16 protein-coding genes and 1 tRNA gene are annotated in these 18,113 nt (G+C 73.4%); 6 read left to right on the top strand and 11 right to left on the bottom strand.

What is annotated here, in order from left to right:
- Positions 1-32: 32 nt before the first annotated feature.
- The 3 genes from CXH06_RS17040 to CXH06_RS17030 form a co-directional block, all read right to left on the bottom strand.
- Positions 33-1,013 (bottom strand): ribose-phosphate diphosphokinase, encoded by a 981-nt coding sequence (locus CXH06_RS17040; RefSeq protein WP_114856396.1) that lies wholly within the window; start codon positions 1,011-1,013, stop codon positions 33-35.
- The gene (gene glmU, locus CXH06_RS17035; protein ID WP_369832999.1) at positions 1,010-2,452 is read right to left on the bottom strand and encodes a bifunctional UDP-N-acetylglucosamine diphosphorylase/glucosamine-1-phosphate N-acetyltransferase GlmU; all 1,443 of its coding nucleotides are present in this window, start codon (positions 2,450-2,452) and stop codon (positions 1,010-1,012) included. Before glmU ends, CXH06_RS17040 begins: the two co-directional genes overlap by 4 nt.
- Before the next feature lie 128 nt (positions 2,453-2,580).
- Positions 2,581-2,652: transfer RNA gene (locus CXH06_RS17030), tRNA-Gln, on the bottom strand.
- 185 nt (positions 2,653-2,837) lie between these two features.
- On the opposite strand from CXH06_RS17030, the gene CXH06_RS17025 reads away from it, so the two are divergent.
- The 3 genes from CXH06_RS17025 (at position 2,838) to CXH06_RS17015 (ending at position 6,004) form a co-directional block, all read left to right on the top strand.
- The gene (locus CXH06_RS17025) at positions 2,838-3,485 is read left to right on the top strand and encodes a TetR/AcrR family transcriptional regulator (RefSeq protein WP_114856394.1); all 648 of its coding nucleotides are present in this window, start codon (positions 2,838-2,840) and stop codon (positions 3,483-3,485) included.
- A gap of 106 nt (positions 3,486-3,591) precedes the next feature.
- Positions 3,592-4,128 carry a MarR family winged helix-turn-helix transcriptional regulator gene (locus CXH06_RS17020; RefSeq protein WP_114856393.1) on the top strand — a complete coding sequence of 179 codons (537 nt, stop codon included), beginning with the start codon at positions 3,592-3,594 and terminating at the stop codon, positions 4,126-4,128.
- Positions 4,129-4,174: 46 nt separating this feature from the next.
- Complete coding sequence (locus CXH06_RS17015; protein WP_114856392.1) at positions 4,175-6,004, top strand: ABC-F family ATP-binding cassette domain-containing protein; 1,830 nt, start codon at positions 4,175-4,177, stop codon at positions 6,002-6,004.
- A 48-nt stretch (positions 6,005-6,052) separates the two neighbouring features.
- On the opposite strand, the gene CXH06_RS17010 is transcribed toward CXH06_RS17015, so the two are convergent.
- The 5 genes from CXH06_RS17010 to CXH06_RS16990 all read right to left on the bottom strand — a co-directional run bounded on the left by CXH06_RS17010 (position 6,053) and on the right by CXH06_RS16990 (position 11,756).
- A complete protein-coding gene (locus CXH06_RS17010; protein WP_114856391.1) occupies positions 6,053-7,828 on the bottom strand; it encodes an HNH endonuclease signature motif containing protein in 1,776 nt (591 codons plus the stop codon).
- 662 nt (positions 7,829-8,490) lie between these two features.
- Entirely contained in the window at positions 8,491-8,898 is a 408-nt protein-coding gene (locus tag CXH06_RS17005; RefSeq protein WP_114856390.1) for a RidA family protein, read from the bottom strand.
- Between the two features lie 52 nt (positions 8,899-8,950).
- Positions 8,951-9,877 (bottom strand): 4-(cytidine 5'-diphospho)-2-C-methyl-D-erythritol kinase, encoded by a 927-nt coding sequence (locus CXH06_RS17000; protein ID WP_114856389.1) that lies wholly within the window; start codon positions 9,875-9,877, stop codon positions 8,951-8,953.
- A complete protein-coding gene (gene rsmA / locus CXH06_RS16995) occupies positions 9,874-10,764 on the bottom strand; it encodes a 16S rRNA (adenine(1518)-N(6)/adenine(1519)-N(6))-dimethyltransferase RsmA (RefSeq protein ID WP_114856388.1) in 891 nt (296 codons plus the stop codon). Before rsmA ends, CXH06_RS17000 begins: the two co-directional genes overlap by 4 nt.
- Positions 10,761-11,756, bottom strand: coding sequence for a TatD family hydrolase (locus tag CXH06_RS16990; protein WP_114856387.1), 996 nt, complete (start codon positions 11,754-11,756; stop codon positions 10,761-10,763). The genes rsmA and CXH06_RS16990 overlap by 4 nt, the downstream gene beginning before the upstream one ends.
- Before the next feature lie 262 nt (positions 11,757-12,018).
- On the opposite strand from CXH06_RS16990, the gene rpmF reads away from it, so the two are divergent.
- Positions 12,019-12,189: a 50S ribosomal protein L32 gene (gene rpmF, locus CXH06_RS16985; RefSeq protein WP_114856386.1), complete on the top strand. Its 171-nt coding sequence runs from the start codon at positions 12,019-12,021 to the stop codon at positions 12,187-12,189.
- A gap of 102 nt (positions 12,190-12,291) precedes the next feature.
- On the opposite strand, the gene rsmI is transcribed toward rpmF, so the two are convergent.
- Positions 12,292-13,134, bottom strand: a complete 843-nt coding sequence (rsmI, locus tag CXH06_RS16980) for a 16S rRNA (cytidine(1402)-2'-O)-methyltransferase (protein ID WP_114856385.1) — start codon at positions 13,132-13,134, stop codon at positions 12,292-12,294.
- Positions 13,135-13,197: 63 nt separating this feature from the next.
- Between rsmI and CXH06_RS16975 the strand changes: the two genes are divergently transcribed.
- Positions 13,198-14,859, top strand: coding sequence for a dolichyl-phosphate-mannose--protein mannosyltransferase (locus CXH06_RS16975; RefSeq protein WP_232820407.1), 1,662 nt, complete (start codon positions 13,198-13,200; stop codon positions 14,857-14,859).
- A gap of 67 nt (positions 14,860-14,926) precedes the next feature.
- A complete protein-coding gene (gene malQ / locus CXH06_RS16970; RefSeq protein WP_114856384.1) occupies positions 14,927-17,044 on the top strand; it encodes a 4-alpha-glucanotransferase in 2,118 nt (705 codons plus the stop codon).
- On the opposite strand, the gene CXH06_RS16965 is transcribed toward malQ, so the two are convergent.
- Together CXH06_RS16965 and CXH06_RS16960 are read right to left on the bottom strand one after the other, a co-directional pair.
- A complete protein-coding gene (locus CXH06_RS16965) occupies positions 17,031-17,507 on the bottom strand; it encodes an S-ribosylhomocysteine lyase (RefSeq protein WP_114856383.1) in 477 nt (158 codons plus the stop codon). The two genes, malQ and CXH06_RS16965, sit on opposite strands and share 14 nt — an antisense overlap.
- A 41-nt stretch (positions 17,508-17,548) precedes the next feature.
- Positions 17,549-18,094: a LysR substrate-binding domain-containing protein gene (locus CXH06_RS16960; protein WP_114856382.1), complete on the bottom strand. Its 546-nt coding sequence runs from the start codon at positions 18,092-18,094 to the stop codon at positions 17,549-17,551.
- Positions 18,095-18,113 lie beyond the last annotated feature (19 nt).

Genomic DNA, 18,113 nt, shown 5'->3' with positions numbered 1-18,113 from the left:
CCCCCCGACGTCGGTGCTGCTGCGACTGCCGCTCAGACCTCGCCGTCGAAGAGGCTGGTCACCGACCCGTCGTCGAAGACCGCGCGGATCGCACGCGCCAGCAGCGGGGCGATCGAGAGCTGCGTGAGGCGGTCGAACTGCTTCTCCGCGGGGATCGGCAGGGTGTTGGTGCAGACCACCTCGCGCACGGAGCTCGCCTCGAGGCGCTCGGTGGCGGGATCGGAGAGGATCGCGTGGGTGGTCGCGATGACGACGGAGGAGGCACCGTTGGCGACCAGCGCATCCGCCGCCTGGACGATGGTGCCGGCGGTGTCGATCATGTCGTCGACCAGGATGCAGGTCTTGCCGGTGACATCACCGATCACGCGCTTGGCCACGGCCTGGTTGGGCCGCTTGGGGTCGCGGGACTTGTGGATGAAGGCGAGGTTCACGCCGCCGAGCTTCTTCGCCCACTGCTCGGCCACGCGGATGCGGCCGGCATCGGGCGAGGCGACCGCGATGTCCTCGTGGCCGTACTGCGCCTGGATGTACTCGGCGAGGATCGGCAGCGCCATGAGGTGGTCGACCGGGCCGTTGAAGTAGCCCTGCACCTGCGGGGCGTGCAGGTCCACCGAGATCATCCGGTCCGCGCCCGCGGTCTCGTACATGTCCGCCATCAGCCGCGCCGAGATCGGCTCGCGGCCGCGGTGCTTCTTGTCCTGGCGGGCGTAGGGGAAGCTCGGAGCGATCGCGGTGATCCGCTTGGCCGATGCGCGCTTGAGCGCGTCGATCATGATCAGGTGCTCCATCACCCAGGTGTTGATGGGCGCCGGATGGGACTGCAGCACGAAGACATCGGTGCCGCGCACGGACTCGCCGTAGCGCACATAGATCTCCCCGTTGGCGAAGTCCCAGGCGTCCATCGGCAGGACCTCGACCCCGAGCTCCTCGGCGACCTCCTGCGCGAGGACCGGATGGGCTCTGCCGGAGGCGAGCACCAGTCGCTTCTCCCCCGTGGTGACGATTCCGCTCATCGCTGCTCGTGCTCCTTGTGCTCCTCGGCGGCTGTGGCTGCGGGCGTCTGGGCAGCGGACCGGTCCTCGGCCTCGAGCGCGGCACGGGCCGCGACCTCGGCCGCGGTCCCCGCACGGCGTCGCAGGGTCCATCCTTCCACGTTCCGCTGCGACACCGCGTTCACGCCCAGGGCACCGGGCGGGATGTCCTTGCGCACAGTGGTCCCGGCGCCGGTCGCCGCGCCGTCGCCGATGGTGACGGGGGCGACCAGGACGTTGTCGGAGCCCACACGCACGTGCCGGCCCACGGTGGTGCGGTGCTTGTCCACTCCGTCGTAGTTGGCGAAGATCGTCGCCGCCCCGATGTTGGTGCCCTCGCCGATCTCGGCATCGCCGACGTAGCTGAGGTGCGGAACCTTCGCCCCCTCGCCGATCGAGACGTTCTTGGTCTCCACGAAGCCGCCGATCTTGCCCGTCGCGCCCAGGTCGGTGCCGGCCCGCAGGTAGGAGAAGGGGCCGACGGAGGCCCCCTCGCCGATCACGGCGAGCAGGGCGTGGGAGCGGACGACCTCCGCCGCGGCGCCCACCTCGGTGTCGCGCAGCGTGGTGTCGGGCCCGATCACGGCCTCCTCGCCGATCTCGGTGGCGCCGTGGAGCTGCACGCCCGGGAGGATGACGGCGTCCTGCGCGATGGTGACGTCGGCGTCGATCCAGGTGGTCGCGGGGTCGACGACCGTGACGCCGGCGCGCATGTGCCGCTCGAGGGTGCGCCGGTTCATCTCGGCGCCGAGCTGGGCGAGCTGGACGCGGTCGTTGACGCCCTCGACCATCATCACGTCCTCGGTGACGACGGCGCGCACCGAGCGGCCGTCGGCCCGGGCGACGGAGAGCACGTCGGTGAGGTACATCTCGCCCTGCGCGTTGTCGGTGCCGATGCGGCCCAGCGCGTCGCGGAGGACGGCGAGGTCGAAGGCGTAGATGCCGGAGTTGATCTCGTCGATCGAGCGCTGGGAATCGCTCGCGTCCTTGTGCTCGACGATGCCGAGCACCTCCGAGCCGTCCTCGCTGCGCAGGATCCGGCCGTAGCCCGTCGGGTCCTCGACCCGCGCGGTGAGCACGGTGACGGCGGCACCGGCGCTCTCGTGCGCGCCGACCAGCTCCCGCAGGGTCGCCGGGTCCAGCAGCGGCACGTCGCCGTAGGTCACCAGGACGGTGCCGTCGGCGGCGGCGACCTGCTCGAGGCCGCACTGGACGGCGCGCCCGGTGCCGGGGATCTCGTCCTGGTCCGCGACGGTGGCCTCGGAGGCGTGCTCGGCGAGGTGCGCGGCGACGCGGTCGCGCTCGTGGCGCAGGACGACCACCAGCTCGGCGGGGCTCGTGCCCTCCGCGGCGGTGAGCGCATGGACCAGCAGCGAGCGCCCTCCGATCTCGTGCAGGACCTTCGGGGTGCGGGACCTCATGCGGGTCCCGGCGCCCGCGGCCAGCACGATCACGGCGGCGGGGGCGATGGTCTCGACGGTGTCCACGTCTGCGGCTCCTCGGGGTCGACGGGTGGTGTGCGGCGGCACCGCCGGCGAGGCGGTGAGCGTTCCGCCATCAGGACTCGAACCTGAAACTTCAGAACCAAAATCTGAGGTGTTGCCGATTACACCATGGCGGAACGGTCCGTCGTCGTCGGCCGTCGCACCGGGCCCTCTGGGCGCCGGCAGGAGCGGGCGGCGCCGCGGGCGCGGGCCGATCCTATCGCCCGCGCCGAGTGGCACGGGCCGGGCCGGAGGAGCGGCACGGGCCGCCCCCGCGGGAGCGGCCCGGCGGGGTCGAGGGCCGTGTGGGAGACTCACGCCCATGGTGGACAGAACGACCTCTCGCAGGGCGTCGACCCGCATGACGGGCCGGGAGCGGCGCGAGCAGCTGGTCGCCGTGGGGCGCCGGCTGTTCGCCGAGAAGGGCTTCGACATGACCACGGTCGAGGAGATCGCCGCCCGCGCGAAGGTGTCCAAGCCCATCGTCTACGAGCACTTCGGCGGCAAGGAGGGGCTCTACGCCGTGGTGGTGGACCGGGAGGTCTCCACCCTGCTCTCCGACCTCGAGGACTCGCTCTCGGATCCGCGGGCCCATCCCCGGGTCCTCATGGAGCGGGCGGCCCTGGCGTTCCTGTCCTACATCGACGAGAACGAGGACGGCTTCCGGATCCTGGTCCGCGACTCCCCCGTCAGCCACGCCGGTGGCACCTTCTCCTCCCTGCTCACGGACGTCGCGCGGCGGGTGGAGGAGATCCTCGCCGCCCAGCTGTCCCTGCACGCCTATCCGGCGCGGGATGCCGCCCTCTACGCGCAGATGCTGGTGGGCATGGTCGCCTACACCGGCCAGTGGTGGCTGGAGTCGCGCACGCCCGCGAAGGAGATCGTCGCCGCGCGGATGGTGAACCTCTCCTGGCACGGCCTGAGCGCCCTGGAGAAGAAGCCCGCGCTGCGCGGTGCCGCGCGCCGCTGAGCGGGCGGAGGCTCCCGGCCGGTCGGCGACCACGCCGCGGGTGGCGCGCACCACCCGCATCGGCGGCCGCATGCCGTGCGCCGCGCCCCGCCCCTAGACTCGCCCCATGCCCACCACGCCCGAGGACTCCGCCGCGCCCCGACGCGACGAGGTCGACCGCATCCTCGAGGGATGGGAGCGGGCGCGCGAGGACCTGGACATCGCGCCGCTGGCCGTGTTCTCCCGCATCTCCCGCCTGGCGCGCTACCTGGAGGTCGCCCGGCGCGCGGCCTTCGCCGACGCCGGCCTGGACGGGTGGGAGTTCGACATGCTCTCCGCCCTGCGCCGCAGCGGCGACGACGCCCTCTCCCCCGGCGCTCTCATGCACGAGACCCTCGTGACCAGCGGCACCATGACCACTCGGATCGACAAGCTGGCGGCCCGCGGCCTGGTCAGCAAGAACCGCAGCCCGCACGACGGCCGCGCGGTCGAGGTGCGGCTGCGGTCCGAGGGCGTGGCCCGGGTGGACCAGGCGATGGAGCGCCTGCTGGCGGCCGAGCGGGAGCTGCTCGAACCGCTGAGCGGCGCCGGCGCGACGGATCTGGCCGCCACCCTCCGCTCGCTCCTTCTCACCTTCGAGGTGGACGACCCCCTTCCGCGGTGACCACGCGCCGCCCCCCGCATCGAACGAACCGAGGACTCACTCCCGCATGGCTCATCTGCTCGGCACCCAGTCCCTGCACGTCGCGCTCCCCGACCGCGTGCTGCTCGACGACATCACCGTCGGCATCGACGAGGGCGACCGGATCGGCGTGGTGGGACGCAACGGCGACGGCAAGTCGACCCTGCTGCGCCTGCTGGCACGCACCCAGGAACCCGACGAGGGACGGGTCACCGTGCGCGGCGGGGTGCGCATCGGCGTGCTCACCCAGCAGGACGAGGCCACGGCCGGCACCACGGTGCGCGAACGGGTGGTGGGCGACCGCCCCGAGTACGAGTGGGCCTCGGACCCGAGGATCCGCGACGTGCTCGCCGGGCTGCTGATGGAGATCGACCTCGAGACCCCGCTTGCTGACCTCTCGGGCGGGCAGCTGCGCCGCGTGCACCTGGCCGAGCTGCTGGTCGGCGACTGGGATGTGCTGCTCCTCGACGAGCCCACGAACCACCTGGACGTCGAGGGCATCTCCTGGCTGGCCGAGCACCTGCGCCGCCGCTGGGGCGCGAAGGACGGCGGGCTGGTGGTGATCACGCACGATCGCTGGTTCCTCGATGCGGTCTGCACCCGGATGTGGGAGGTCCACGACGGCGTGGTCGATCCCTTCGAGGGCGGCTACGCCGCGTACGTCCTGCAGCGGGTCGAGCGCGATCGACAGGCCGCGGCGATCGAGTCCAAGCGCCAGAACCTGATGCGCAAGGAGCTGGCCTGGCTGCGCCGCGGTGCGCCGGCGCGGACCTCCAAGCCGAAGTTCCGGATCGACGCCGCCAACGAGCTGATCGCCGGCGAGCCGCCGGTGCGCGACACGGTCGAGCTCACGCAGCTGGCCACCTCCCGGCTGGGCCGGGACGTCATCGACGTGCTCGACGTCGACGCCGGGTACGAGGACACCACCGTCCTGCGCGACGTCACCCTCCACATCGGTCCCGCCGACCGCATCGGCGTGCTCGGACCCAACGGCGCCGGGAAGTCGACGCTGCTGGCCCTGATCACCGGGGATCTCGAGCCGCAGGCGGGGCGGGTCAAGCGGGGCACGACGGTCACGGTCCGGCAGGTCTCCCAGCGGCTCGAGGGGCTGCAGGACCATCTGCGCTCACGGGTCAGCGACGTGGTGGGCCGGTACCGCAGCAGCTTCCGCGCCGGCAAGGACGAGGTCACGCCGGGTCAGCTGCTGGAGCGCCTCGGTTTCACCACCGCGCACCAGAAGGTGCTGGTGGGCGCCCTCTCCGGCGGACAGCAGCGCCGCCTGGACCTTCTGCTGACCCTGCTCGAGGAGCCCAATGTGCTGGTGCTCGACGAGCCGACCAACGACATGGACACCGACATGCTGGCGGCGATGGAGGATCTGCTGGACACCTGGCCCGGTCCGCTGATCGTGGTCTCGCACGACAGGTACCTGCTCGAGCGCGTCACCGACACCCAGTACGCGGTGCTGGACGGCACCGTGCGGCACGTGCCCGGCGGTGTCGAGCAGTACCTGGCGCTGCGCGCGGAGGGGGCGGGGACCACGGCACCGGCCGAGCCCGCGACCCGCTCCACCGCCGGTCCGAGCTCCGCCGCAGCCGGATCCGACGCCGACCGGACCCACTCCGCCCCCGCGCTCTCCGGCGCCGAGGTGCATGCCGCCCGCAAGGAGCTCGGAGCCGTGGAGCGGAGGATGGCGAAGCTGGGCACGCGGACCGAGTCGCTGCATGCCACGCTCGCCGCGCACGACCAGTCCGACTACCAGGGACTGCAGTCGATCACCGAGGAGCTGCGCGCGGTCGAGCGCGAGGTGGAGGAGCTCGAGGAGCGCTGGCTGGAGCTGTCCGAGCTGGTGGAGTGACCTCGTGGCGCGGCCGGACATGGCACGGTCGCGCCACCGTCGCCCGGATCAGGACCCGGGCGGCGGCGCGGGGCCCGGCGGCGCTCCCTCGACCATCACGACTCCGCCGCGGACGATGTAGTCCCTGCGCTGCTGCCGCAGCCAGTGCCGGGTTCGACCGCCACCGCCCAGGATCGCGTGCTCGTCGGGAAGCGCGGTGAGGGGCACCTCCAGCTCGGTGAGAGCCCGGTGCAGCGGGGCCTGGGTCCCGTCCTCCAGCTCGCTCCTGTGCTCCGAGGGGGCGGTCCCGGCCGCGGAACGGGCCCGGCCCCGCTCCGCCCGGCGTCGCGCGGTGCCGACGGGATCATGGTTGACGCCGCGGCGCCGGGCCTTCTGCCCGTACCGCGTGGTCCACTCGACGGTCCGCCGTGTCCCGTCCTCATCGGTGACGACTCGGACGCTCTCCCCCGACTCCTCCTTCTGGTTGTCGCCCGCACACAGCCCGTTGCCGTTGTCCCGGGAGGTCGGACCACCCTGGGACCAGGGGACGATGTGGTCGTTGTGGCGGATGTCCGCGTCGCAGAAGGGCGCCCGACAGGACTCATGGCTCCACAGGAGGAGGCGCGAGAGCGCCGGCGGGAACGCCCGGGACCGGGACTCGACGGCGACCAGCTGCCCGTCCTCGGGGTCGGTGTAGAGGCGTCGCAGGGTGAGCGCGAGGTCGGAGTCCTCCTCCGTCACCAGTGCTCGGCGCATCTCGTCACGGATGTGCTCGTGGGGAACGGGCCCGAAACCCTCGATCGTGGCCGCATCCGCATGCCGCGGTGCCAGGAGGGAGCGGTCGGTGATGATGACGCCGATGTCGAGGGCCGTGGGGTCCACGCCGTCGCCGCGCCCGATCAGCGCATCGGCGAGGAGATCCGCCATGATCTGCTGGTGTCCGCGCCGGTCGCCCTCGGCGCGCGCCTTCTCCGCCGCGTGCGAGAGGCCCTTGCGGATCCGGGCGGCGTCGAGCCCGGGCAGACGCGCGGTCAGCACACCCATCCCGTGCTCGGTGCGGCGCACCGTGACGCTCCGCTCCCTGCGGGCCTGATGGTGCCGCGCGGCGGCGCCGTCGGGATCGAGGCCGTGCAGCACCTTCTCCGCCTCCGCGCCCCATTCCCGGGGCCCGCAGTCCTCGAGGTAGGGCACGTGCGCAGCGAGGATCTCGTCCACCTGTCCGCGCAGCTCGGGGCTCGCCGGTCCCATGACGCGACCGACCCGGTGGGAGGACTCCGCCGTCACGCGCCCCTCCGCGAGCGCGGTGAGCATGCCGGGCATCGACTGGACCAGGCGACGGCAGGTGGCCATCGTCCGGCCCGCCGAGGAGCGGGAGCGGCGGAGAGCGCGCGACGCCTCGGCCCGGGCCACCTTCCGCGCTGTGCGGGGCGTCTCCTCGCGCTCGAGGCAGTCCTGCATCACCGCGGACTCGAGCTGCACGAGCGCACGCGCCTGGAGCGCGGACATCGCCATGGACAGGCCCTCGAGCCCGGAGAGCAGCGCGATCGCCTCCTCCGCCGAGAGGCTGTCCAGGGCGCTCGCCCCCTGTGCGCCGATCTCGGAGATCGCGGCACGGGCGGCCAGGAGGTCGACCGTCCCGAGGCGGAGCTCCTCCTCGCGCGCGACGATCTCCAGCTCGCTCTTCGCGATCGCGGGGCGCTCCAGGGCTCTCCTCGCCCCGCTGGTTCCCGCCGGTCCGGCCACGGAGGCCGAGCCGATCGACCTCGCGGGGGCGCACGCCGCCTCGCGGTCGCCGTCCCCGGCTCCCGCGACACCACCCGGCCCGCACGTCTGATCGATTCCCATGCCGACATCTTCCCATGAACGCCGCGCGACGGGAAGGGCTCGACATTCATTACTCGCCAGTGGTGCGAATTTGTGGATAACCACCCTGTGGGGAGGAAGAGTCGCGATCGGCGATGGGTCGGACACCGTCGAGCAGGCGATGCCCACGGCGCGGCGGCCGCGACACGCGCGCCGTCGGTCCGCCCGGGCCCACCGGGTGCCGGCAGGCGAAACGGGGCCGGGGCACGCACAGGGCATGAGGTCGGCGCAGGAAACGGAGGCCGACGGCGACACACGTGCCGCCCGCGCCCCGTCGCCCATCACCCGTCGCCCGTCGCCCGAGGGGTGGACGAGACCGGCCTCCCAGCTGCCTCGGACGTCCCTCTCGCCAGAGGTGTCGGACCTCGGATATACACTCCGGAAAGGGTGGCGGAAATCCCGCCGCGCCCTTTCATCGTGTCATGATGAACAGGAACTCAAGCGCGGCATTCTGCGCCCCAGGATCCGCCGGCTCCCCCTCCCCTCGGCGCGGTCGTCCGATGCCGCGAGGCCCGGTCCCTGGCGCGGCGCACACATCGCGCCCCGCGATCGGGCAGGGACGCCTCGGCGGACGATCGCCGGCCACCGGGGCATCGCCGGAGGCACCGGAAGCACCGGGGCAGCCGGGGCCGCCGGAGGCCCCGTCAGTCGACGACGGCCGCCGTGGCCTCGATCTCGACCAGCTGATGGTCGTATCCGAGTGCCGCGACCCCGAGGAGCGTGCTGGGCACGTCGTGGTCGCCGAAGGCGTCGCGCACCACCTCCCAGGCCGTGACGAGATCGACCTGCCGCGAGGAGGCGACGAGCACGCGGGTGGTCAGGACGTCCTCGAGCGAGGCGCCGGCGTCCCCGAGCGCCGTGGTCAGGGTCTCGACGCAGGCCGCGGCCTGGGCCGCGTAGTCGCCGATGCCGACAGTCGCCCCGTCGGCGTCGAGCGGGCAGGATCCGGCCAGGAAGATCAGCCGGGCCTCCGCCGGCGCCGTCGCCGCATAGGCGTACTCGGCGACATCGGACAGCGAGGACGAGCGGATGAGGGTCACGGCCGAGGGCATGATGCTCCTTCTGGTCGGGGTGCGGGCCCCCAGTATCCCCGCCGACCCGGCCTCAGCGCGCCTCGAGCACGGTCGCACCCGGCGCTGATCCCTGCGCCAGCAGGCAGGAGTCGACAAGCCCGTCGGCCGCGAGCCCGGCCGCGATCTCGCGACCGTGCTCCTCGTCCTCGACCAGCGCGGCGACCGTCGGCCCCGAGCCGGAGACCAGGGCCCCGAGCGCTCCGCGCCGCTCCGCCGACTCGACCACCGGCTCGAGACCCGGGTGCAGCGCGAAGGCCGCGGCCTGGAGATCGTTGCGCAGGGTGGCGCCCAGCAGCTGCGGGTCACCGGCGCCGAGCGCCTGGAGCTGCTGAGGATCGACCTCCGGGACCACGGCCGGCTCACGTCCCAGGGAGCGGATGATCTCGTCGTGGCGCCGGTAGACCTCCGGGGTGGACAGGTGCCCGCCCGGGACGGCCAGCAGCCAGTGCCATCGACCACGGGTGAGGACGGAGGTGAGGTCCGCGCCGGTGCCGCGCCCCAGGGCGGTGCGCCCGAGCATCGCGAAGGGGACGTCGGCCCCGAGGCGGGAGCCCAGCCGACGCAGCTCCTCGCCGCTCAGGCCCACGCCCCAGAGCTGGTCGAGAGCCACCAGCGCGGCCGCGGCATCGGCCGACCCGCCGCCCATCCCGCCCGCGACCGGCACCTGCTTGTGGATGTGGAGGGCCGCACCCTCGTCGATGCCGTGCTCGGAGCGCAGCAGCTCGGCCGCGCGCAGGGCGAGATTGCTGCCGTCCAGCGGGATCCGGCCCGGCACCTCGGAGTCGACCTCGAGGGTCAGCGCGTCGGCACGGGTCGCGGTGACGGTCTCGAAGAGGTCCACGGCATGGAACAGGGTGGCCAGGGCGTGGTAGCCGTGGTCGTCGACGGCGCCGACGGCCAGGGACAGGTTGATCTTGCCGGGGGCCCGGACCACCACCCGCCGCTGCGCGCGCGTCATCGCGCGGTCTCCGCCGCGGAGCGGGCGATCGCGCGGAACTGCTCGATCTCGAGGGTCTCGCCGCGCGCACCGGGGTCGATGCCGGCGCCGCGCAGGATCGCCTCGGAGCGTGCCGCGGAGCCGGCCCAGACGGCCAGCGCCGCACGCAGGGTCTTCCGCCGCTGGGCGAAGGCGGCGTCGACGACGGCGAACACCGCCTCGCGCTCCTGGGCGGTGCCCAGCGGCTGCTCGTGGCGCACGAGCTCCACGAGCGCCGAGTCGACGTTCGGGACCGGCCAGAAGATCTGCCGGGAGATGCGCCCGGCCTGCACGGCGCGGCCGTACCAGGCGGCCTTCACGCTGGGACCGCCGTAGGTGCGGGAGCCCGGCCCGGCGGTCAGGCGGTCCACCACCTCGGACTGCACCATGACCAGGGCAGTCCGGATGCTCTCGAAGCGTTCGAGGATCGTCAGCAGAATCGGGGTGGCGACGTTGTAGGGCAGGTTCGCGACCAGCGCCGTCGGCGCCCCGGCGTGCGGCAGCGCCGGCAGCTCGGCGACCTGGAGGGCATCGGCGTGGACCAGGCGGAAACGGTCCTCTGCCACCCCGCGGGCGCGCAGGGTCATCGGCAGCAGCTCGGCGAGACCGCGATCCAGCTCGATCGCGACCACGTCCGCCTCCGCCTCGAGCAGACCGAGGGTCAGCGACCCCAGTCCCGGCCCCACCTCGAGCACGGACTGCCCGGGCTCCACCCCGGCGCGGTCCACGATGGTCCGCACGGTGTTGGGATCCATGACGAAGTTCTGACCGCGCTGCTTCGAGGGCCGGATGCCGGCGGCCTCGGCGAGTTCGCGGATGTCGCGTCCGGTCAGCAGCATCCCCGCCCCGGCCCCCTCGGCGCCGCTCATGCCGCGAGCGCTTCCGGCCAGGCGTAGACCTCTTCGGTGGTCGCGCGCACCGCGCGGCAGGCGTGCTCGAGCTCGGTGCCGGTGACCTCCGCGATGGTCGCCATGGTCAGCGGGATCAGGTACGAGGAGTTCGGCCGCCCCCGGTACGGGACGGGGGTGAGGAAGGGGGCGTCGGTCTCCACCATCACGCGCCCCAGATCCACCTCCGCGAGCGCGCCGCGCAGACCGTCGGCGTTCTTGAAGGTGACGGTGCCGGCGAAGGAGAGGTAGTGGCCGCGGTCCACGCACTCCCGCGCGAACTCGGCGTCGCCGGAGAAGCAGTGGAAGACCGTGCGCTCGGGCGCGCCGTCCGCGTCGAGCACCTCGAGCACGTCGCGGTGGGCGTCGCGGTCGTGGATCTGCAGCGGCAGGTCCAGCTCCTTGGCCAGCGCGATGTGCGCCCGGAAGGACTCGATCTGCGCGGCACGGGCCCGCTCGTCCCCGCGGGAGGTGCGGAACCAGTCCAGCCCGGTCTCCCCCACCACGATCATGCCCGGGCCCCGCAGGAGAGTGGACACCTCCGCGATCGCCTCGTCCAGACCGATCAGGGCGTTGCCGTCGTGATCGGTGCCGCGAGCGTGCAGCGCCGCCTCGTTGGGGTGCACGGCGACGCCGCCGCGCAGGCTCTCCGGGCGGTCCGGCGCCGCGAGCAGGGCGGCGGTCCAGCGCACGGCCTCGAGATCCGAGCCGATGGTGATCTGCGCGTCCACCCCGGCGGCCGCGGCACGCTCGACATGGTCCCGCACGCCCAGCTCCTCGTCGCCGTCGGAGAAGTCGAGGTGGCAGTGATTGTCGATCACCGGGTACGGGAGCGGCTCCGGCGCCGGCGGCCAGGAGCGGTCGCGCTTCGCTCCGCGCGGATCGAGAGCCTCGCGATCGCGCACCGGGGCCAGGGCGTGGGCAGACGCAGGGGCGGAGGCGGGAGCGGGTTCGGTCTCGTGCGGTGACGGCATGCGACCATGGTAGGAGGCTCCGGGCGCGCCGCCGTCCACGACCGGGCGGCAGCCGCAGCGCTCCGCCCTCCGGCACGGCGGCCGCGGTGCGATAGCTCACGCCCCCGCAGGGGGCGAAGTGCCGCGAGATGTGGCAGGATAGTTCGTTGTTGCGCGTCCTTTCGTGCACCCGAGCGCCCCGATTCCGCTGGACCGGGTTCGGGTCGCTGCTCGGGACGGATGCCAGCACCCGTTCATCCTCCGGACCGTCAAGGAGCGTCCCATGGCAGTGCCCAAGTTCAAGATGTCCCGTTCGCGCACGCACTCCCGTCGCTCGCAGTGGAAGGCGAACAACGCCGACCTCGTGCAGGTGACGGTCCGCGGGCGCACCGCCGCGGTGCCGCGCCGCCTGGCGAAGGCGTACCAGCGCGGTCTCCTGCAGATCGACGACTGATCGCGTCGCGGGCTCCGGCCCGGCGTGGAATCCTCGGGGAACGCCCCCGGCACCTGGTGCCGGGGGCGTTCTCGCGTCCGGGCGGGCGGCGGCCCGCCGGCGTCAGCGCCGCCGTGCGAGGGCCAGGTCGTAGAGCGCGCTCGCGCCGACGCCGGGGTGCCGTGCGGCCACGTCCTTCGCCGCGTCCTTGAGCCGCTCCCCCGCCGCGGCCCGCGCCAGCACCTGCTCCACGAGATCCTCGGGCGAGGCGGCGGCGGGCTCGGCGCCCTCGACGACGAGGACCACCTCGCCCAGCACCTCCCCCTCCTCGGCCCAGGCCGTGAGCTCGGCGAGGGTGCCGCGCACGATCTCCTCGTGGGTCTTGGTCAGCTCGCGGGCGACCGCTGCCCGGCGCTCGGCCCCGAAGGCCTCGGCCATCGCCGCAAGCGTCGCGGCGGTGCGGCGCGGTGACTCGAAGAACACCATGGTGCGCTGCTCGGCGGCGAGCGGCTCGAGCGCGGTGCGGCGCCGGCCGTCACGGCGCGGCGGGAATCCCTCGAAGGTGAAGCGGTCCGGGGCGATGCCGGAGGCGGCGAGCGCCGTGAGGACGGCCGAGGGGCCGGGGATCACCGTGACCCGGTACCCGGCCGCGGCCGCCGCGCGCACCGCCGCGAAGCCGGGGTCGGAGACGACCGGCATCCCGGCGTCGGTGACGACGAGGACGCGCCTGCCTGTCGCCAGCGCCTCGAGCAGCGCATCGGTGCGCTCGGCCTCGTTGTGCTCGTGGTAGGAGAGGATCCGCCCGGTGGTGGTCACCTCCAGCTCCCTCACCAGGCGGGCGAGCCGGCGGGTGTCCTCGGCCGCGATCAGATCGGCCTCGCCGAGGGCCCGCATCAGGCGCACCGAGGCGTCCAGCGGGTTGCCGATCGGGGTCGCGGCGAGGGTGAGGACTCCGGATTCGAGCATCCGCCCATGCTAGTCAGCACCGGCCGCCCCGAGTCCCCGCCGGCGATGTCCTAGCATGTGCGAGTGCACACGGAGGAGGAGGGGTCCCGCCCCGAGGACACCGTGCTCTCCGCGGACGCGCCGTCGGACGGCTCCGCCGCGGGCCCGGCGCACGCCGCACCCCCCGCGGACCCGGACACCGCGCTCGCCTCCTTCCGCCGACGCCTGCACACCTTCGACCTGCCGCTCTCGAGGATGGCCTGGGCCGGGGCGATGGCCGTCTTCGGGCTCGCACTGGTGCTGCGGCTGTGGGGGCTGGGCTCGATCGGGGAGCTGATCTTCGACGAGACCTACTACGTCAAGGACGCCTACGCCCTCACGCAAGAGGGCGTGGAGATGTCCTGGCCGGACGAGCACGACGCCGTCTTCGAGGCCGGGGACGTGGACACCTACGAGGAGACCGGCTCCTACGTGGTCCATCCCCCGCTGGGCAAGTGGCTGATCGGCGCCGGGATGACGCTGGTGGGGGCCGACTCCCCCTGGGGGTGGCGCCTCTCCTCCGCACTGCTCGGCGCCGTCTCGGTGCTGATGCTCGCCCGGATCGGACGGCGGCTGTTCCGCTCCACGACCGTCGGCCTCATCGCCGCGCTGCTGCTCGCGATCGACGGCGTCGCCCTGGTGCACTCGCGCACCAGCCTGCTGGACCCCTTCGTGATGTTCTTCGCCCTCGCGGCCTTCGGCGCGCTGCTCATCGACCGCGACCGCTTCCGTGAACGCCTGGCCCTGGCCGCCGTCGACCTGCAGGAGCTCGGACAGGACCCCCCTGCGCTCGGGATCTCCGGCGGCCCGCGGCCCTGGCGCCTGCTGGCCGGGGTGCTGCTGGGGATGGCGTGCTCCGTGAAGTGGTCCGGGCTGTACTTCCTGGCGGTCTTCGGGATCATGACCGTGCTGTGGGACTGGTGGGCGCGACGCACCATCGGCCAGCGGGACTGGCTGGTGGGCGGACTGGTGCGCGATGCGGTCCCCGCCTTCGTCGCCATGGTGGGCACCGCCGCGGTCACCTATCTGGCCTCCTGGGCGGGCTGGTTCGCCTCCTCCGTCGGCTACCATCGCGAGCTCGCCGCCGAGCGCGGAGTGGACACCGGCAACGGCGTGCTGGACTCGCTGCTCTCGCTGTGGCTCTACCACCGCCAGGCGTACGCGTTCCATGTGGGCCTGGACTCCGAGCATCCCTACCAGGCCCATCCGGCGGGCTGGCTGCTGCAGCTGCGGCCCACCAACTTCTACTACCGCTCCTTCGACTACGGGGAGAACGGCTGCGAGGTCGCCGAGTGCGGCGCGCACATCCTCTCCGTCGGCAACCCGCTGATCTGGTGGCTGGGGACGCTCGCCCTGGCGGTCACCGTGGTGCTCGCGATCTGGCGCCGCGACGGACGGGCCTGGGCGGCGCTGGCCGGTCTCGCCGCCGGGTACCTGCCCTGGCTGCTGTACAGCGAGCGCACCATCTTCACCTTCTACGTCATCGCCTTCGAGCCCTGGTTCCTGCTGTGCCTGGCCTACGTGATGGCCCTGGTGATCGGCCCCCGGGGAGCGGACGGGGAGCGGCGCCTGGCCGGCGGGCTGTTCGTGGGCTCCCTGCTGGTCCTCATCGTGCTGGTCTCCGCCTTCTTCTGGCCGGTGTGGACGGGGCAGGTGCTGGACCTGGAGCAGTGGCGCTATCGCATGTGGCTGCCCAGCTGGACATAGACCCCGGTCCCTCAGTCCCGGGTCCGGACGTGGCGGGGATCACTCCGCGGGCCGCTACGATGACCGCATGGCCTCAGCGCTCCGCGACCTCGCCCGCGACCTCGGCGTGAGCACCCGGCACCAGGAATGGGACGGCACCGTCCAGGACGTCCCGGACAGCACACTGCGCGCCGTCCTCCGCGCTCTCGGCGCGGACGCCGACTCCGCGGAGGGCATCGCGGCGGTGCGCGCCGAGCACGAGCGCCGCCCCTGGACCCGGACCCTGCCGCCGGTCACCGTGCTGCGCGAGGACCTCGCCAGCACCGTCCCCGTCCACGTGGACCACGGCACCGCAGTCAGCGTGCAGCTGCGCCTCGAGGACGGCGGGCTGCGCCGGCTCGAACAGGGCGAGGACCACACGCCCCCGTACGACCTCGACGGCACCCTGCGCGGACGTGCCCGCTTCCACCTGCCCTCAGGACTCCCCCTGGGCTGGCATCGCCTCGTCGCCGAGACCTCCGACGGCGCCGAGGAGGCCGATCTGGTCGTCGCCCCGGCGCGCCTCACCGCGCACGAGCACCTCGCCTCCCGGCGCGCCGTCGGGCTCCAGGCCCAGCTGTACTCGGTGCGCTCGGAGCGCTCCTGGGGCATCGGAGACCTCGCCGATCTGCGGGACCTCGCCGCGATCACGGGTGCCCGCCACGGCGCGGACTTCCTGCTCGTCAATCCCCTGCACGCCTCGTACCCGACCCCGCCGACGGAGCCCTCCCCGTACCTCCCGGTCACCCGCCGCTTCACGAGCGCGCTCTACCTGCGGATCGAGGACGTCCCCGAGCTCAGAGACCTGCCCGCGCATGCCCGGCAGCGCATCGAGCTGCTGCGGCGGGAGGTGGCCGCCGGGAACCGGCGCACAGATCGCCTCGAGCGCGACGGGGTGCTCGCCGCGAAGCTCGCGGCGCTCGAGGAGCTGCACGCCGTGCCCCTGACCGCCGCCCGGCAGGCCCTGCTGGACGCCTACCGGGCTCGCGAGGGCCAGGGACTGGAGGACTTCGCCCTGTGGTGCGCGCTCGCCGAGCGCGTCCACGGCACCGCCGACGAGGACCTGCTGCACCGCCTCGACGAGAGCACCGTCGAGCAGGCGCGGCGGAAGCTGGCGGGCCGCATCGATTTCCATGTGTGGACGCAGTGGCTGCTGGACGAGCAGCTGGGCGCGGCGCAGGCCGCGGCCCGCGAGGCCGGGATGCGGATCGGTATCATGCACGATCTCGCCGTGGGGGTCGAGCAGCACGGCGCGGACGCCTGGCGGCTGCGAGAGGTGCTGGCCGAGGGCATCGGCGTGGGCGCACCGGCGGACCAGTACAACCAGCAGGGGCAGAACTGGCACCAGCCGCCCTGGCACCCCGAGCGGTTGCGCGAGGCCTCCTACCGGCCCTGGCGCGACATGCTGCGCACCCTCATGCGCCATGCCGGCGCGCTGCGGATCGATCACGTGCTGGGGCTGTTCCGGCTGTGGTGGATCCCCGAGGGGCACGAGGCCTCCGACGGCGCGTACGTCGCCTACGATCACGAGGCGATGCTCGGGATCCTCGCGCTCGAGGCGCACCGCGCGGGCACGATCGTGGTGGGCGAGGACCTCGGCACCTTCGAGCCCTGGGTCCGGGACCACCTGGTCGAGCGCGGGATCCTGGGCACCTCGATCCTGTGGTTCGAGGCCGACGACGAGAGCGAGCCGCTGCCCGCGGAGGACTACCGCACCCTGTGCATGGCCTCGGTGTCCACCCACGACCTCCCGCCCGCCGCGGGCTATCTGCAGGGCGACCACGTCGCGCTCCGCCACACGCTGGGCCTGCTGGAGCGCGGGCTCGACGAGGAGCTCGACGCCGCCGCCGCGGCCCGGGAGCAGGTCCTCGCGATGCTGCGGGCGGAGAGCCTCCTGGCGGACGGGACGACGAGCATCGAGGAGCAGGTGATCGCCCTGCACCGCCACCTGGCGCGCACCCCGTCGCTGCTGCTGGGCGTCTCGCTCGTGGACTGCGTGGGCGAGCGGCGGATCCAGAACCAGCCGGGCACCGACGAGGAGCACCCGAACTGGCGGATCCCGCTCGCGGACGCGGCGCTGTCCCCGGTGACGGTCGACGACCTGGCCGACCACGAGCGCACCGCGCGCCTGCTGGCGGCGGTGCGCGAGGAGCTCACCCGGCGGTGACCTGCTCCCACTGGTCGCGCTGCGCGAGGAACTCGCGCGCAGCCCGCTGGGCGCCCTCGAGCGAGTGGTGCGCGCCCCAGCCGCACTGGACCTCGTTGGCGGCCGGCACCTCCGCGGCCTCCAGGAGATCGCGCAGGCCGGCCTCGAGAACGGGGGCGAAGCCCTCGGCCGTGTGGTCCCCGAACAGCAGCACGTAGAAGCCGGTGCGGCAGCCCATCGGCGAGACGTCCAGCACGTCCGCGGTGTGATCGCGCAGCAGCTCGGCCATCAGGTGCTCGAGGGAATGGACCGTCTCGGAGTCGAGATGGGAGAGATTGGGCTGGGTGAAGCGCACATCGAACTTGGTGAGCACGTCGCCGCCGGGGAGCTCCTTGCGGTCCGCGATGCGGAGGTAGGGCGCGGCGACGGTGCGGTGGTCGAGGTTGAAGCTCTCGACGTTCATGCGGGGAGCGGGCTCGGTCATGGGTTCTTCTCCTCGGGGATGCTCGGGGGTCGGGGGCGGGATCAGCGGCTGGAGCGGGCGGTGCGCCCGCGCACCACGCCGACGAACTCCTGGCGCAGCGGGTCGTCGGCCGCGCGGGGCCAGACCAGCGCGATCCGGGTCGGCTCGCCGTCGCGGAGCGGGCGGTGGACGGCGTCCTTGCGGTGGTGCAGCCGGGCCAGGGACAGCGGCATGCGGGTGAAGCCGACGCCGGTCGCGACCACCTCCACCCTCCCGCGCGCATCGTCGGGGTGCTCGGAGGGGATCTCGGTCTCGCCCACCAGGTCGTCCTCGCCGATCTCGTCGAGCAGGCTCAGCACGTTGTCCGAGCCGACCACGATCGAGGCCCGCTCCTCCCACAGCGGGACGGCGTGGAGGTCCTCGGACTCCAGCGGGAGCCGGACGAAGCACATGTCGACCTCCCCCTCCGCGAGCGCGGCGTGCTGGCGCGAGAGGGCCACCGGGACGAGCTCGAGCCAGGCGTCGCGACGGCCGGACTTCCAGCGACGCAGGAAGCGATCGGGCTCGACGCCGGGCACGAAGCCGACGCGCAGGGTGGGGTGATCCATGGGTCCAGCCTACGGCGCG

Origin of the sequence: Brachybacterium sp. YJGR34, from assembly GCF_003347015.1 — a bacterium.
GTDB lineage: Bacteria > Actinomycetota > Actinomycetes > Actinomycetales > Dermabacteraceae > Brachybacterium.
This window is presented reverse-complemented; position numbering and strand designations above follow the sequence as displayed.